Source organism: Vibrio sp. D404a (assembly GCF_030248535.1).
Lineage (GTDB): Bacteria > Pseudomonadota > Gammaproteobacteria > Enterobacterales > Vibrionaceae > Vibrio.
On record NZ_JAHGAJ010000003.1, the window covers coordinates 43979 to 61873 of the forward strand.

Here is a 17895-nt window from a genome sequence, read left to right on the forward strand (position 1 = left end):
AAAGGTTCATATCAACTCTAACGACGATGAGCTACTACAGCAGTAGTAATGCTCAGCTAGATGACCATCTAACGCCAACTTATTTAGATCTTATATCTGAAGGGGTGATGGATGAACAAACCGAAAAGAGTGAAGAAGACATAAGTTATGCACTTAACTATTGGAGTGATAAATCACTACCTCTTAAAGTTAATGCAGAAATGAATAACTCATATTCATCGAGTCAACAGAATATTTAGATAGACTAGGCTCTAAACAAGGAGAGTATTGAGCAAGTCTGATTTAGGAAAATACAGTTAATTCATCAAATTATTATTAGTGGAGAAAGTTGTGATAAACGTAAATAGCTTAACTGTTAAAAATATGCGCCCAGCAGCAGTCGCTGTGGCGATCTCTCTTTCGATTTTACTCACAGGATGTGGTTCAGAAGAAGCAAGCATGGCCACTGAAACCGTTATTCGCCCTGTTCTCGTAGAGAAAGTTTCTAACATTGACACCGCCGACTTATCGTTTAATGGTGTTATTCAGTCTGCAAGCCGCGCAGAGCTTTCGTTTCGTACAAGTGGTCGTTTAGTTGAGCTTCTTGTCCAAGAGGGTGATTTTGTCGAAGAAGGTGCGGTGATCGCAAAGCTTGATTCTGCTGATGCTCAAATTGCTCTGACTTCCGCGAAAGTTGAGCGAGACAATGCGCGTTCAGAATACGAACGAGCAAAGAAATTATACGAAAGCCGTCAGTCGATCTCTAAAAGCCAGTTTGAAGAGCTCACGTTACGATTTGATTTAGCTCAAAACCGATTTGAAGAAGCTTCTCGCCGCCTTGATGATACTACCTTAACTGCGCCTTTTTCTGGGGTGGTGAGCCGTTCTTTTGTTGAAAATCATGTTCTTGTTCAGAGCAATGAAGTGATTGTGGCGCTGCATGATTTAGACAACCTTGAAGCGGTCATTCATGTTCCTGAAAGCTTGATGACGCGAAACAGTGAAGCGAATCAAGTATTTGCTGATGCGGGTGTTGCTCCCTACCAAACATTTGAACTTGCTCTGAAGAAGTTTGAAACAGAACCCGATCCAGTGTCGGGGACTTATGCGGTCACGTTTTCTGTGGAAACAACGCCAGAAAGCCGTTTACTACCGGGTATGAGTGTTCATGTCTATTCAGATGAAGTTCAAAGCGAACTGAAATCGATTCAAGTACCGCTAACGGCAGTCAACCCAGACAATATGGGTAATCAGTACGTTTGGGTGGTGGATGAAAATAACACACTTCAAAAGCGCAATGTTGAAACGGGGAGCTTGAATGGCGACCGAGTACACATTGAGTCTAACTTGCAATTGGGAGAGCGAGTCGTAGTTTCCGGTACACAGAGCCTAAAGGAAGGCCTTGAAGTACGTCCAGAACTAGCAGAGGTTTACTAATATGAACATCGCTCAATACACCATTGCAAAGCGCACCAGTGTTTGGGTCATGGTTGCCCTAATGCTTATTGGCGGTTACATCAGCTACCTAAAACTTGGCCGTTTTGAAGATCCTGAATTTGTGATTCGCCAGTCGGTTATCGTGACGCCATATCCAGGCGCTACCGCGCAAGAGGTAGCGGATGAAGTGACCGATGTGATCGAAGGCGCTGCGCAGTCGTTACAAGAAGTAATGGAAATTACCTCTGTCTCTAAGCAAGGCATGTCGGAAGTCACGGTCGAAATTAAACGTGAGTTTTCGAACACCGAGGCCGAGCTTCAGCAGGTTTGGGACAAGCTGAGACGCAAAGTAAGCGATGCTCAGCGCTCATTACCTCCAGGGGCAGCATCTTCGATTGTGAATGATGACTTTGCCGATGTATACGCTCAGTTTTATGCGGTGACGGGGGAAGGCTTTACCGACAAACAGCTACAAGATTATGTGGATGGACTGCGTCGCGAGCTGGTTTTGGTTCCGGGTGTTTCAAAAACAGCGACTCTGGCTGAGAAACAAGAAACAATCTTTGTTGAGATTTCAAGTGAGCGTTTGGCCCAGTTTGGTGTTTCCGCCCAACAAGTTTATCAAGTTCTCGATAAGCAAAACGTGGTGACGGTGGCTGGTGCAATGGACACCGACGGCATGCGCGTATCCGTGATGCCAAGTGCAAATATTAGCTCGTTCGAGCAGCTAAAAGCGCTACAAATCGCAGTAGGTGAGAACAATCGTGTGATGCGTTTGCAAGATATCGCGACTGTCACACGTGGCTACGAAGATCCTGCATCGGTATTGATGCGTTATAACGGCATGCGAGCGATTGGCTTAGGTATTTCGAATGTTGCTGGTGGTAACGTTGTTGAAATGGGTGATGCGGTTAAAGCAAGGCTTGCTGAACTTGAAGCGCAGCGCCCACACGGTATTGAGCTACACGAGATATCTATTCAGTCTGACTCAGTTCGTGACTCGGTGGCTGACTTCATTAACAACTTGATTGCAGCGGTTGTGATTGTATTTGTGGTGCTCCTGCTATTCATGGGCCTGCGTACAGGCATTGTTATTGGTTTCGTCTTAGTGCTAACGGTCGCAGGTACGTTGATCGTAATGCTGATTGACAATATTGCGATGCAACGTATCTCACTGGGTGCTCTCATCATTGCGCTCGGTATGCTGGTGGACAATGCGATTGTAGTGACCGATGGTGTATTGACTCGCCTTCAAAAGAACCCAAATGCCGATAAGCAGCAAGTGGTTGGCGACATTGTAAACGAAACCAAGTGGCCTTTACTTGGCGGTACGATTGTTGGTATCTGTGCATTTAGTGCGATTGGTCTGTCGCCATCGAATATGGGTGAATATGCGGGTACTCTGTTTTGGGTAATTTTGTATTCCATGTTCCTGAGCTGGGTTTTAGCTATCACCGTGACTCCGTTGCTTTGTCATGACTTCTTGAAGGTTAAGCAGCAGAAGCAAGATAAGGCACCAAGCAAAGTCTCGGTTTGGTACAAGGGCACACTGGAATGGGTTCTGAACAATCAAAAAATGTCTCTTGCCGTCGTGATTGCGCTGTTTGTATTGGGTGTGAAGATGTTTGGCTACGTGCCTCCGGGCTTCATGCCAGAATCGCAACGTGAGCAGTTTGTAGTGGATGTTTTCTTGCCTCAAGGTACAGACATCCGCACGACCGAAAGCATCATGTTGGACATTGAACAAGATGTACGTGCGAAAGCGGGCGTAACCAATACCACTAGCTTTATCGGCTCTGGTGGTCTGCGTTTCATGCTGACTTACTCTCCAGAAGCGCGAAACACGGCTTATGCTCAAATGTTGGTGGACGTGGATGACTTTAACGTTATCGAACCATTGGTAGCTGAGCTGCAAGTAGAGCTCGGTGAAAAGTACGAACAAGCATCGGTCAACGTTTGGAAGTTCATGCTTGGCCCAGGTGGTGGTAAGAAAATTGAAGCAGCATTTAGTGGCCCAGACAGCGCAGTCCTAAGACAACTGGCTGAGCAGGCAAAACAGATCATGGAAGAAACACCAGAGCTTGTCGCGGTTCAAGACAACTGGCGTCAGCAAGTCCCAGTGGTTAAGCCTGTATATGTTTCAGATAGAGCACAGCAGTTTGGACTAACAACCCAAGAGCTTAATCAGGCGTTAGAACAGTCGTTGGTAGGTAAACAAGTAGGTGTTTACCGTGAAGGCAACGATCTGATTCCAATCGTCGTACGCTCGCCAGAAAGCGAACGTGACCATGCTCGCAGCATTGAGAATACGCAGGTGTTTAGTTCAACAGCTGGCCGTTACTTGCAACTGGCTCAGTTTGTCGACCATGTTGATCTTGAGTGGCAAGATTCAATGTTACGCCGTGTAGACCGAGTGCCTACGATCATGGCGCAAGCAGACCCACGCTCAGGCGTGCTGACTGCCGATGCACTTGATGCAGTGAAAGAACGCATCGAAGCGATGCCATTACCAGTGGGTTACCAGTTCGAATGGCATGGTGAGTACAAAGCGTCAAAAGAGGCAAATGAAGGCTTAGCAATTTCGGCACCTTATGGATTTGCCGCCATGGTTCTTGCTGTTGTGTTCATGTTCAACGGCATTCGTCAGGCGCTCGTTATTTGGTGTACTGTGCCGCTTGCTGTGCTTGGCGTGGCGATTGGTCTAGTAGTATTTCAAACACCGTTTGAGTTCATGGCAACGTTAGGCTTCTTAAGCTTAATTGGTATGATGGTGAAAAATGCGATCGTCTTAGTTGACCAAGCAGAGAACGAAATCAACGATGGTAAACCGGCTTATGATGCCATTATTGAAGCAGCGATGAGCAGAGCAAGGCCAGTAATTTTGGGTGCTACTACCACCATTTTGGGTGTCGCTCCACTGCTGGTTGACCCATTCTTCAAGAGTATGGCGGTAACTATTATGTTTGGTTTACTGTTTGCAACTGCATTAACGTTGATCGTTATTCCTTTGAACTACGCGTTGTTTTTCAAGGTAAAGCCAACCAAAGCTTAACCGACCAAAGTTAACAAACAAGTAATCTGCAAAAGCCCATCACTGATGGGTTTTTTTGTGCATGTTTTGCAGAACTCAAATCATAGAATTGCCTAGCTGAATGCTATAGAAAAGATGAGTTTATGTTATGTTGTTAGAAACAGAATGGAACTCGTTAATCATGAATAATAGTCTTGATAATTTAGATTTGAACTTACTCAGACTATTGCGCGTTGTGGTGCAAACTCGCAATACTTCAGTTGCAGCAGAAAAGCTGGGCATATCTCAAACAAGTGTGAGCCGTGGAATGGCAAAGCTGAGAGAAACTTTCGGCGACCAATTATTCATTCGAAAAGCGCATGGTGTGGAGCCATCAGAACTGGCAGAAAAGTTAGCTGAGGCGGCTGATCATATGCTCACTCCGTTTTCGCAGGTGCTTGATGCTTATCAAGCTTTCAACCCTAAAGAGTTTGATGGCACTATTGTTATCGCCTGCGATTTAACCTTGTTGGATGTGTTTGGACGAGGGGTTTATCAAGCGGTAACGAACGCGTTACCTAACGCAAACTTTCGATTTGTTTATTGGCAACAGGAGTCACTTCAAGGGCTGTTAGAGCGGGAAATTGACTACATGCTCCACTATACGTTGCTTCCGCTTCCTCAAGACATCTACACGCACCATTTGTCTGATATCAAAGTGAATCTAGTTGCGAGAAAAGATCATCCAATCTTAAGCAAAACTTCAGAGTGGACTGAGGTTAAAGGTATTCCCTTGGTTAAGTACGCCTCAAGTAGCCAAGTCGGAAAATACGATTATTACGATGAGCTGTTTTTACAACAAGGTGGGGAGCCGAACGTTAAGTTGGTCAGCCAAAATGTGCCGATCATGATTGATTGTTTAGCGAGCTCTGATGCAATGGCATTTAACAGCAGTTACATTCTGCAGCATGACGATAGACTAACTTGTTATCCGTTGCCAGATATGCCTGAGCGTTTTAGAACAGTGAGTGTGTCGGGAGGGTATCTTCAATCGAAGCGAGGTTATCCTTTGAATCAATGTCTGCATCAGGCGATGCAAGATTTCTTTAACTCAATTGTTCAACCCGAAAGTTAGAGTAGAAATTATTTTTTAGCCTCCAAACGTAAAGACCCCCACCTAAACCATATGGTTCAGAGCGGGGGCTTAGGGGTAGGGTCTATCTAAGTTAGAACTTGTAGCTAACACCTACAGTGGCTAGGTATTCTTCATTCTTATAAAAGTCGATGTTTGAATCGTTGTAGTTAACACCGGCAAATGAAATGAAACTCCAATTCTCTAACCCAGCAATGTTCGCGTATTCATACGAGGCGAAAAACTTGTGTCTATTATCAGAGCGTTCTTTTTCATAGTATGAATTGTAGCCATCAAAATCACGGTATGCATAGCTGCTTGTTAGCGCAAAGGTATGAGCATCAAAGTTCGCAAAGTAGGTCATCTCTACTTTATATTGGTTGTAGGTTTCTGCGTCCCCTTCCGCATCATTGCGTAGATAGGCAGCACTGGTGATCAAGCCCATATTAGATGCAAGTTGCAGTAGGTAGCTACCCTTCATGTAATACATATCGCTTTCTCGCAAAAGCTCTTGCCTTGTGATGTGCTCTTCATCAATTTCTTGTGTTGCATATGCAATATCAAGAGAAAAACCAGAGCCAACGATATTGTTGAGTTTTAGTCGGAACGCATGCCCATCTACATCAGTAGTACGACGATTTCCTTGCAGGTATGGGTCTTGCCATACTTCACCTGATAAGACGGTTGGCAAGTAAGCTACATCTACTTGAGTACCATTAAGCATGTCGTATTGGTAGCCGATTTCAAAGGCTAGATCGCCCACCGCTAAGTCGTCTCGAGATGTACCCAGATAAATGCGCTGGGTGCGATCTTCGCCAAGATCATAGGCGATGCTACCTAATGGAAATACAACTAAATCATCGTTGTGTGAGCCTTTTTGGTTTCTATCACTAAGATGAGCGTCACTTTCGGTACTTAAGTTAGAGTTCGTTGACATGTAGCCAGTGGAAATAATTAGTTCCCCACTTACACGAGATGAATCAAAGGCAAATGCGCCAGTTGATAGAGTTGATAAAATAGTGCCTGCTAAGATACTTTTCTTGTCCATGATCGACTCTCATATTCTGGTATTTATCGTCCTTATGTTTGTGTCATTCCGTTTGGTGAGATGTATGTTAACGCCGAAATTTCAGAATCCTACGGGTAACTGTTATGCAAATTTGAGGGCTGAGAGTGGTGGAATTTGAATAGCTCTTATTCATAGGGTGAGCGCGCGCAACACGTTATTGTCCAAGGCAAGTTTTTAAAATAGGACAGGGCTATGAACCTAAGCAAAATGTTAAAAGAAGACCGATATCAGTCAACGATTTACCTCAACGATCGCCCATATGTTGTTCTGGATGTGGGTGAAGGAAAATGCAGAATCGTGATAGTTGATTGCATCAAATCTTACTTAGAACAGCACAAATGTGTGCACATGAAACAACGCTTGATTCTGGTTGATGTTTCTAAAGTGATTCATATATCAGGCTGCGATGATTCAGAACTTGATCGACTACTTGCCTCAGATCTCCACCTTTTATTCGATGTATTCTGGTTAGGGGAGATAGAGCTCGTTTCCGAACTAAGTAACATAAACATTAATTCCATTTATGATGTCGTTAGAATTAGGAATGTCCCACATTTGATTAACGGTAAATTAACAAGGTAAACCTAGCCCAAGTTGTTTTATAGCAACTTCCTTTTTTTCAACCTCCAAGGTTAATTTATCGTTCTGTTGTTTTTTAGAATTCTCTTTGGAGGCGCTAATGTTAGCTCTTATAAGGATAAATTGGTTTACTTCTATGTTCTCGTTAAAACTCACAATGGGGCATTTCTGAGCTAGAAGCACCCGCCATGAAGATTCTGGACAGAAATGAGTTTCGGATAATCAAATACTAGCAAACCATGAATAACTAGATGTATGGCAAAGTTGTTGTGAAGTGCTAGTACTGTGAGAAAAATCGCACTAGCAAAAAGGTAATATTAGTTAGGTTCGTACTAAGTGCCGTTATGTAAATGCTAACGAGCATATGAGCTTTTAAGTAATAACCTTTAGTTCATCCCAATCTTGATTCTTCATTAATGTCTTAGGGATCTCTATCGAAACCCGAACAGGGCCGTTCATATAACTTAATTTCAACCACTTCCAGTGTAAAAAACGATGAGCCTCCACATCACAAGGATGACCATCAAGAGAAACCACATCATCTACGACACTTAAATGGCGACTTCGAAGTCTAAGATAGAGAATTATATAACCAAGTAGATAAACTCCTAAAAAGGCGAGTAAGTATGCAGAGGTGAACATAAAATAAGGCGTTAAAGAAGCAAGAAACAATAACACAGGGAAAATGGAGTTATAAAGAAAGTACTTTATAAAATGAAGTTTTATATCTTTATTCATAACACTTAACTCTAAGTGAAAATTGCTAACCTTTACAATAATTAAAGGGATGATAACACGGCTTGGAGTTCATTATTTATATTATGACAAATGTGTGACTTTTCTATCACAAACAACTCTCAGACCACCTAAAATTCTCTAATCGGTTACTCTGGATACTTGTTTAATGAAATATTTGACCATAACGCTTTGAAAGTTTATGACGCTTTCTGAGTCATTTATAGCCGAATACAAAAACGCCAGCCTTCAATTCATCATCGCTGGCGTTTTACTTTGTGCTGTTAAATCGTCACGGTAAGCGGCGGTTCTGGAACTTCCAAGAAACACGCTATCACTCGGTACACTTCGCCTTCTGCAACGGTGATCTTACCGTCAGACTCAATTGCTAAACGACATGCCTTAACGAACTGGTGTCGATGAAGAGGCTTGAGTTGTAGCAACAGATCCAATGCAACGCGACTTAAGCGCCAGTTACTATTTGGCTCTTCCAATGTGGTTTCTGCAAACCCTAGCGAGGTAAGTGAAGCGTTGAATGCGCGTTGCGCACTTTCTCGTTCGGAGTGCGTTACCCAAGCCAATTCACGTAGCAACCAGTGTACGCTTTCTTCGAGTTGCTTGAAGGTTTTGTTTTGTCGAGTAGAGCCAAATGGCGAAAGAAGCTGCTTTTCCAGCAAGTTAATAACGCACCATTCACCTAGCGAGTAATGGTTATCGGTTTGAGACAACTCTCGCAGTACTTGGCAAAGTCTATTTGTCTGACCTTCACTCATTGACTTAAGTGCTGGGATCGCGAGCTCTAGAAGAGGAAGCCTCAAGTGCAACGGCAAATCGTAATCCAGCCACGGTAACAGCTTCGCGTGCGATACCATTGGAATATGACCTTTGATCATCTCACGTTGCATGTCGCTACCATCAAAAATCAGAAGCAATGCAATAAAGCGCGAACTATAGGGTTCACGTGCAATGTCTATCAAGTCCTGGGGTAATTGGCTAATAAGCTGTTTACCTGTATCACTTAGTTCTGAGGAAGTTGGCGGTGCGCTTTGTGGTTCATGATCTTGAGAACCGAAATCGGCATCTGAAGCAAATCCGCTGACTTGTTCATGACCAAATGCTGAAGCTTGGCTTTGACGTGTGCGCGAAAAACGGCCGTCCCAGTTGGGTTCGATACGACGAATTCGCTCTTCCAAAGGTGGGTGAGTAGCGAAGAAGCCGGTGAAGCCAGACAAACTGCTTTGCCCAAACATCATATGGCTCATTTGGCTGCTCGCTTGTGCATCTAAGCTCGAGCCAGATGCATGACCGCCAATCTTTTTCAAAGCACCTGAAATACCTTGGTCATTACGAGTAAACTGAACCGCGCTTGCGTCTGCTAAGAACTCCCGTTGTCGAGAGATAGCTGCTTTGATCATCGAGCCAAATAAAGTTCCAACCCAACCAAGCACCAAACATACAATCGCGATCATCATAATGACAGCGAAGCCTTTATCGGAATCGGAAGAGCTTCTTGATGCGCGGCTCGTATAGTGTGTGTTGTCGAGGACCAAGTGACCCATATGTGCGATACAAGTAATGCCGAACAAGACCCCAATCAAACGTGTATTCAATCGCATATCGCCATTTAACACATGGCTGAATTCGTGAGCAATGACGCCTTGCAGCTCATCACGGGAAAAGCTGTCTAGCGCGCCTTGTGTAACACCAATAACGGCATCATCAATGCTCATGCCTGCGGCAAACGCGTTGATACCTCGCTCTTCCTGCATTACATAAACAGGAGGAACGGGGATGCCAGAAGCAATCGCCATCTCCTCTACAACATTAAGCAATTGACGGTGTTTGGTGTCGGTTGTGTTCGAGGATATAAGCTTCCCCCCAATACTCTCAGCAACGCCGCGACCGCCATTAGAAGAAAGCTCAGACAAACGGAATATAGAACTGATTGCGACAATCAATGCTACACCTGCAAAGCACAGCAAGGTGTAGGTGATAGCGGTTCTTTGATCAAATGGCTCCCCCGTGACCTCGTAATAAATGATAATCGACAGTACGCTGACCAAACCCGTGATGATTAATACTGCTAAGGAGAACAGAAACACCAAAAGCCCGGTGCGTTGACGCGCGGTATCTTGATGGTCAAAGAAATCCATTAGAACTCAACCTTTGGTGCTTCTTGGATTGCTTCGCTGTCTGCAAATTCAAGCAGTTTACCATCTTGGAAACCAAACATATTGGCAAACAAGACTGGTGGGAAAGTCTGTTTGTAAGTGTTGTAGCTGGTAACAGCATCATTGAAAGCTTGGCGAGCAAAAGCAACTTTATTCTCGGTGCTGGTCAGTTCTTCTTGCAGTTGGGTCATGGTTTCGTTGGCTTTCAGCTCTGGGTAAGCTTCAACAACAACATTTAACTTACCTAATGCATTTTGTAGCATCCCTTCTGCTTGTGCCAGTTGGTTAATGGCCGCATCACTGTCTGGCGCATCACTTGCTGCTTTTAAGCCTGAAATTGCTTGGTTACGTGCTTGGATGACACGCTCGAACGTTACTTTTTCATGCTCCATGTAGCCTTTAGCAGTGCTAACAAGGTTTGGGATCAGGTCGTAACGACGTTTTAGTTGGACCTCAATCTGAGCAAAGCTGTTTTTAAAGCGGTTACGTAGTGTCACTAGTTTGTTGTAAATGCTGACTGCAAACACCGCGATAAGTAAAAGGATGACGATGAAAACAATAAGTGAAGTCATAGTAAGTTCCATTTTGTGAATGTATTGGGATGTTATATAGGCACTTGAGATATATAGCAAATTGGTTTTATTACAAACCTGGTTAGAGGCACAATTGACGTATGTTATTGATAAAATTGCGAATATATAGAATCGGTTAATAGGCCGTTCCAGGTTAAGCCGACAGCTGAATATGCTCGCTGGGCTTGTTTTGAACAAATACAAAAAAGCAGAGCCGATAATGGGCTCTGCTTGGTTTTGGCTGAGTCGTAAATTACTTACTGTGCGTTCTGAGCGTCAAGTTGCGCGGCTTGAGCTTTCTTCTTTCTAATGCGGGCAAAAAGGCCTCCAAGAATAACGATGCCACAAAGCGCGTAAGTCACCATGAATGACGTGTCACCAGCGACTAAGCCTAGGTCAGAGAACGTAATGTAAGCACCAAGTACCATGTACAGAATCACGGCTGAAGCTTCGAAGCGGAATTCCCAAGGCTTGATGTCCATCGCTTCGTTGACTGGAAGCACGTAGTCCGTATCACGTGGGCGTACTTTACCGATTACAAACATGATTCCGCAACATAGTACAAACAATACGGCTAGCTGGTGGAAGAAGTGCAGTTCAGCCAATGGCTTAAGTGGACCTAAGTAATCATGCATTGAAGCTGGAGTGAACTGTACGATACCGTAAGCCGCCACAAATACTGCTAATGAAACCTTCGCCGCCATCGCTGGTACACGCTTAGTTATGTAACCCATAAACACGATAGTGAAGATAGGCACACTGAATAGGCCAGCTAAACGTTGTAGCAAGTCGAACAGACCATTCGGCGCAAACATGATGAACGGCGCAATGCCCACTGATAGGATTGCAATGAACAGACCGAATGAACGACCTTTGTTAACGAGCTGCTCGTCAGAAAGCTTGTTCTCTTTGTCAAAGATTGGCTTGTAGACGTTAAGTGTAAATAGAGTCGTGGATGAATTTAATACACCGTTGAACGTCGACAGAATTGCACCGAACATTGCTGCTAGGAAGAAGCCAACAAGTGGTTTTGGCAGTACTTCGTTAACCAGACGCGTGTACATGGTATCCGCTTCGTAGCTTTGACCTGTCGCGTCTACCGTACCAAACATATGGTAAGCAATGATGCCCGGGATGATCAGGAACAGAGGCGTCACAACTTTGATTGCACCGGCAAGGATTACACCCTTTTGGCCTTCTTTTAGGTTCTTAGCACCCAATGCACGTTGGATGATCGCTTGGTCAGTACCCCAGTAGTAAAGATTAACAAGCAGTAGACCAGTGAACATGGTTGAGAATGGCACGTTAGGGTCGTCTTCTGCACCGACAGCTTGTAGTTTGTCTGTGGCATTGGTCGTTATAACGTCTACACCTTCCATGAAGCTGCCATCACCAAGCACGATAAGACCAAAAACTGGGATCATCAGGCCACCAACGATCAAACCAACACCATTTAATGTGTCTGCGATTACCACCGCTTTCAGACCACCGTAGATCGCGTAGAACAGGCCTAGGAAACCGATAATCGATGCGATGAGTAGGATCGCTTGGAAACGGCTAATGCCTAACATACCCTCAATGTCGAAAATACCACCGATTACCATCGCGCCAGCGTATAGTGTGTTTGGTAAAAGGTTGATGATGTAGCTCAATAGGAACAATACGGTTACGAACTGCTTCACCGATAGGTCATAGCGAGACTCAAGGAAATCAGGAATCGTGGTAATGCCTTGCTTTAGGTAACGAGGTACCAAAAAGAGTGCGATAATGATCAGTGTGATACCTGAGGCAACTTCATATCCCATCACCGACATATTGCCTTTAAATGATAGGGCACTCATCCCAACGAAACTGGTCGCGGAAAGGTTAGTTAGAATGAGTGAGCTTGCAATTAGGCCACCGGTTAAGCTTCTGCCTCCAAGGAAGAAGCCATCTTTGGAGTCGTTTTTCTGATTCTTCACTTGTGACCAGGTGTAAAACACCACCAAGCCTGTGAAGAAAAAGAATGACAGTAGGATTGTCATTGGCATAGTTTTGTCCTTAAATTATCGGAATTTTGAATGTAGTTATCCTGTCAGGCAGAGGCGTCATGATGATTTTCACAACCGCCTTTGCCCGATGCTTTCTTATGACTGACGACGAGTTAGAGTTTTTGTAGGTGTATTATCAGTGCTGATTCGGGGTCGAGAATCGGCAGGGTCACGCCGATCTCTTTTAGGTTATCGCCACTTAGTGTGAGTGTTTTATCTAGCCACTTAGGGCGTTGCTTCATCAGTTGGAAACTGGTTTGCGGCATCTCAACCAACTTCACGTGATACTTAGCGTTAATATCCGCACAGCTGATTCTCAATGGTGATGGCAGCGCATGATCTGGCATGGCTAACTGACATACAGTGATCAACATTTCATCGTCGCTCTCCACGCCGTAAATGTTCTGATTCTTGTCTGCCGGATCGATACGGAAACTGCGGCCGCCATGAAGTAGGTGGCGGTACTCTTTATGAAGCGCGATATAGCGAGAGAATGCCTCTTTCTCTTCTTTTGATTCTTTCACTGGATCTAGCTCAACACCCATGTGACCACCCAGAGCGGTAACACCACGCATGTTTATGCCATGACGACGATTCGTTGAGTGACACTCTGCAGGGCCGATGTGCGCCCCCATCACTTCTGGTGGGAAGAAGTAGCTCATGCCTTTTTGAATGGCTTGACGTTCTAACGCATCATTACAATCTGAAGCCCAAAAACGCTGCGTGCGTTTAAGAATTTCAAAGTCGATGCGGCCACCGCCTGAAGAGCACGATTCAATCTCCACTTCGGGATGTGCCTTGTTCAGGTCATCCACCAAACGATATAGCGCTTGAGTCTGACCATGGACAGCAGGTCGACCTTGATGGCCTGGCTGAACCAGTTCGCGGTTCATATCCCACTTCAGGTAAGTGATGTTGTAGCGTGTGAGCAGGTCATTAAGGCGCTCAAAAAGATAGTTAAAGCAATCTTCATTTTGCAAATCGAGAACATATTGCCAGCGACCAGAAGGCTGGTGGTAACCTTGTAGACTCAGTACCCAATCAGGGTGGTTGCGATACAGATTCGAATCTTGGCTGACCATTTCAGGCTCCACCCAAAGACCAAACTCCATCCCTTGTTGATTGACGTGAGAGATCACAGGCTTTAAACCGTTGGGGTATTTCTTCTCATCTAGATACCAGTCACCTAAAGCTGCACGTTCACCGTCACGACCGATAAACCAACCATCATCAATGATGAAGCGTTCTACACCCATTTCGGCCGCTTCTGTTGCCATTTGCATGATGTATTCAGGTTTATGGTCGAAGTAAATCCCTTCCCATGTGTTTAGATGTACAGGGCGAGGCTTGGTTACAGGGAACTTAACAATGTTATCGCGAACAAATTGTTGGAAGCGTTGAGAAATACCGTTCAAGCCAGTGTTGCTGTAACACCCATACAGCCATGGCGTTTGGTATTCACCTTGAGCTTCAAGGATCGATTCACCAGCCAGTAAAAGCTCACCAGCTTGAACAAAACGGCGACCGTCACTGCGTACATCGGCACGCATTTGGTGGTTACCACTCCAACCAAGGTGGAAACCCCATACTTGACCGAGCTGTTCACTGAACCCATTCGTGCCCACGAACAGGCCTGGGAAGTTTTCATGGGAAGTACGCCCGCGACGGTTTTCCTGCATGAAGCCGCCATGCTCAAAGCGTTGTCGCTGTGTTTGGAACTCGTGACACCAACGGCCGTGAAAAGTCATTAACTCGTTGGCGTGGTTTGGCAAAGGCAAAGTTGATGAGAGTTTGCCAAGATAATATTTGCTATCGCCGAGGTTTCTAACGTTAATACGTTTCTGAACAACATCAGTATCGAAGTTCAATTTAAGCTCAACAGTCAGTTCAAGATTCGCAACATCATCAACCATACCAAATGTCACTTGGTTTGCTTCAACTTGAGTCGATGCCAGTTTGAATACAGGTGCCCAATCGTAGCCGTCGCGATGGCCTTCAATGCCCGGCGCGTTAAAGTGACCGCTACCCAGTTCAGGACACAGAGACAAAGGAACATCGACATCTAAACGAGCTTGGGAAATCGGGCGCTCTGTTGAAAGCAATAGGTCTTCGTCTATCTGCGCAATTTTGGCGCCCCAATGAAGGATCTCTGGCACTCGGTCAGTTTTGATAATCAAGCTGTGATTTTTGCTTTGTAAATGGACAAACTCACTCATTATTTGCTCGCTCTGCTATTTGTTTGCGTGAACATGTTTTCTGAATTATATATTGCGCCTATCTATGGCTTTTAGAACTTAAATGCCGCTTAAGTGTGATCTAAAGCGACTTTGAAATTGCCTAAATTAGGTCTAGATCGACTGTTTTCGGGAACAAAAATTAATGTTTTCGCAAACATTTCGAGAGGCGTGCGACGTTATTGTTGAACGCCATCTGTTAGAGTTGAACTAAGACAGCAAAGAGCATTAGAAAAGACGATGAATGTAACTTTTAAAGATGTAGCAAAACTGGCGGGTGTATCGACCCAGACGGTATCTCGCGTGACGAATGGGTCTGAGAGCGTTGCTGAATCTACTCGTATTAAAGTGAATAAGGCGATCAAGCAGCTAGGTTATGTACCCAATAAGGGAGCGCAGATGTTGAGTCGAGCGAAATCGACCAATATTGGCCTAGTGACATTAGATATGGCTTTGCATGGCGCCGCACTTATCGCCAATGGTGTAAGAAGAAAAGCACATGAATTGAATTTTGGTACTGCTTTTTCTGTTGTTTCCGAGCCAAGTTTATCCAGTATTCAAGGTGCGATGAGAGAGCTTATTGCTCAGCAGGTAGATTGCATTATTCTCAACGTACCGCTTAGCAAAGACGATGCTATGGTGTTGGCAGAGCAGTTTCCAAGCTTACTCCTGATTTTTATCGACGTGCCTGATGGTACTCCAGTGCATTTTGTTCATGGTGAGCATGCTATTGGGGCTTCTGAAGTGGTCAAGCACTTGGTAGAGACAGGACGAAGTCAGTTTTTGTTGGTTGCTGGGCCAGAGGCGTCAACAGCGGCCAATATTCGTCTGCAATCTTGGCTAGCGGAAATCGATGTATCAGAAACGAAAGCCGTAGATTGCTATCGAGGGGACTGGCAAGCACAAAGTGGTTACCTTGCAATCAGTGAAGCGATTGGTAAACAGCTGAGTTTTGATGCCGTGGTTGTCGCGAGTGATCAAATGGCACTTGGCGTGTTGCGTGCTTTGGATGAGTTTAACATCAAGGTACCCGATCAGGTTGCGGTTGTTGGGTTTGATGGCATCACCGACAGTGCGTATTTTAATCCACCTCTAACGACAGTTAAGCAAGACTTCACAGCCATTGGCGAACAATGTGTCATCCAAGCGGTTGATCTAAAAAACCATCCGTCAAACACGCCAATTCAATTCAAGCAAACCTGCATTCCCGTGGAATTAATTGTCCGCAAAAGTAGCCAACCTAAAACAAAGCAAACCTATGATAAGAAGGGTATCCAAGAGCTATTGAAGCAGATCGAGCTACGCTTGCCTGAATAGCGTAAGTGCGAACTGTATTTAGACGTTCGTTAGTGTCTATGCCTTTGCGAGTGGAAAACATAGACACTGACGTTGAACAAGCGATCTAAAAGATGGCTCGCTTTCTGTCTTTCAAATAGAAGGCGACGCTAATGGTGATGAATAAGAAGGTAAAGTAGTAGAAAAACGATGAGAGCGACGCGATGAAGTCTATGTGCTGCTCTATCTCTTCGTCAGTGTAGTTCTTCGACAGAAGCTTGTAATAGTAGGCGTAAAGCACACCAATCAAGCCGTAACCCACGTTAAACATTAGCCCTTTGAAACTAAGAACGGTTGCTCGGTTATGAGATTCGGTCTGTTTGTTAAGGTGATAACTAATAAATATGTTCATCGTCATGATAATGAAGATCAGCACTAACGCTGGAATCACACCATAGATAGACCAACCTAGGCTGATCCAATAGTAGGTTGCCATACTCGCTACACCCATGATCAAAATAAACGCCTTAGGTGCCATGCTCTCCGCTAATCTTCGACTTTGACCCGCCATGATAATTTTTAGCAGACTCACGCCGGCACCAATCAAACCAAAATAGATAATAGGGATATCAATGGCCGTGTAATATTGGCTGTTCATGGTTAAGAACATGCGAGATGTATGCTCAAACAAGCTGTAGTAAAGCATGATAAACAGCACATATGGCGTGGATAATACCCACTTCCCCGTATTCAATGTGAGCTTCATGCTTTCGATTGTGCTGGTTAGCTTGTTGCTACCTTGTGGCACAGATTTGCTCTCTTCTTCCATGCTGAATGCAGCATAGATTGCGATCAGGGCGACGATAAGCGTGGCATAAACGGGGATACGCATAATGTCTTGGGTGTTCTGGGGAGCGTCGAACCCAAGAACCTGATAAACACTAGTCATAAAGTTAACGTCGTACATTGCCGCGCCAACTAGGGTGACAAAAATGCCGACCGTTGAAGCGATTCTTAGTTGGATTTGCAGCACTCTAGGCCACAAGTCTTCATGACCTTGCTCCTTTAAGGTGTCATAAGCCAAGGCTTCATCGGCGCCACTCGCAAGTGCCATCGCGAGCCCACTCAGTACCCGGTTTATTAAAAACACAACAAACACGAGACTTGGGTTTCCCGTCGGCACGAAGGCGATCATGGCGATCTCGATAAACATGACGATCGATGACAGCACCACCAGCTTTTTACGCCCGAGCGTATCTGCAAATGCACCCGATGGGACTTCAGCAAGCACAATGGTTGCCGCCCACACTACGTTAAGCATGGCGAATTGAGACAGTGTTAGGCCGTAATCTAAGTAGAGTAGTGTAAATACGGGATAGTAAAAGCGAGCGAAGTAACTACTTCTAAACATGAGGAAGTAGCGGACATTACGAACTTTAAGGATCTCTTTTAGCGTCATGGAGTAGGTTACGCCTTCGTTATTATGTGATTTGATTAATACCTTTCTTAGTGTGATAGCAAAGGATTGATAAGTCGATAAAAATCCCTGATTGTTTATTTATGCTGAAGAGAATAGAGACCGAAGGTGCTTTGATAAGGTCCTTAGATGATGGCGAAATATGTGGGCAACCTACGTCGCCCACATATTTCTATTGAATTGACTGGCTCTTCA

The 17895-nt window shown here is 44.7% G+C and carries 11 protein-coding genes; 4 read left to right on the plus strand and 7 right to left on the minus strand.

Annotated elements, in window-relative coordinates:
• Positions 1–330: 330 nt before the first annotated feature.
• The 3 genes from KI655_RS01600 to KI655_RS01610 all read left to right on the plus strand — a co-directional run bounded on the left by KI655_RS01600 (position 331) and on the right by KI655_RS01610 (position 5561).
• Positions 331–1416 (plus strand): efflux RND transporter periplasmic adaptor subunit, encoded by a 1086-nt coding sequence (locus KI655_RS01600; RefSeq protein ID WP_285401070.1) that lies wholly within the window; start codon positions 331–333, stop codon positions 1414–1416.
• 1 nt (position 1417) lies between these two features.
• Positions 1418–4468, plus strand: coding sequence for an efflux RND transporter permease subunit (locus KI655_RS01605; protein ID WP_285401073.1), 3051 nt, complete (start codon positions 1418–1420; stop codon positions 4466–4468).
• Between the two features lie 160 nt (positions 4469–4628).
• Positions 4629–5561 carry a LysR family transcriptional regulator gene (locus KI655_RS01610; RefSeq protein ID WP_285401075.1) on the plus strand — a complete coding sequence of 311 codons (933 nt, stop codon included), beginning with the start codon at positions 4629–4631 and terminating at the stop codon, positions 5559–5561.
• Positions 5562–5652: 91 nt separating this feature from the next.
• Here KI655_RS01610 and KI655_RS01615 read toward each other — a convergent pair whose 3' ends face one another.
• The 6 genes from KI655_RS01615 to KI655_RS01640 form a co-directional block, all read right to left on the minus strand.
• Entirely contained in the window at positions 5653–6606 is a 954-nt protein-coding gene (locus KI655_RS01615) for a DUF2860 family protein (protein WP_285401077.1), read from the minus strand.
• 972 nt (positions 6607–7578) lie between these two features.
• Positions 7579–7944, minus strand: a complete 366-nt coding sequence (locus KI655_RS01620; protein ID WP_285401079.1) for a hypothetical protein — start codon at positions 7942–7944, stop codon at positions 7579–7581.
• 281 nt (positions 7945–8225) lie between these two features.
• Positions 8226–10094, minus strand: a complete 1869-nt coding sequence (locus KI655_RS01625; RefSeq protein ID WP_285401081.1) for a M48 family metallopeptidase — start codon at positions 10092–10094, stop codon at positions 8226–8228.
• Positions 10094–10684 (minus strand): LemA family protein, encoded by a 591-nt coding sequence (locus KI655_RS01630; protein ID WP_285401083.1) that lies wholly within the window; start codon positions 10682–10684, stop codon positions 10094–10096. Before KI655_RS01630 ends, KI655_RS01625 begins: the two co-directional genes overlap by 1 nt.
• A gap of 257 nt (positions 10685–10941) precedes the next feature.
• Positions 10942–12714: a solute:sodium symporter family transporter gene (locus KI655_RS01635; protein WP_285401085.1), complete on the minus strand. Its 1773-nt coding sequence runs from the start codon at positions 12712–12714 to the stop codon at positions 10942–10944.
• A 113-nt stretch (positions 12715–12827) separates the two neighbouring features.
• Entirely contained in the window at positions 12828–14930 is a 2103-nt protein-coding gene (locus KI655_RS01640; RefSeq protein ID WP_285401087.1) for an alpha-galactosidase, read from the minus strand.
• A 258-nt stretch (positions 14931–15188) separates the two neighbouring features.
• Here KI655_RS01640 and KI655_RS01645 point away from each other — a divergent pair, with 258 nt between their 5' ends.
• Positions 15189–16265, plus strand: coding sequence for a LacI family DNA-binding transcriptional regulator (locus tag KI655_RS01645; RefSeq protein WP_285401089.1), 1077 nt, complete (start codon positions 15189–15191; stop codon positions 16263–16265).
• 85 nt (positions 16266–16350) lie between these two features.
• On the opposite strand, the gene KI655_RS01650 is transcribed toward KI655_RS01645, so the two are convergent.
• The gene (locus KI655_RS01650; protein WP_285401091.1) at positions 16351–17682 is read right to left on the minus strand and encodes an MFS transporter; all 1332 of its coding nucleotides are present in this window, start codon (positions 17680–17682) and stop codon (positions 16351–16353) included.
• Positions 17683–17895 lie beyond the last annotated feature (213 nt).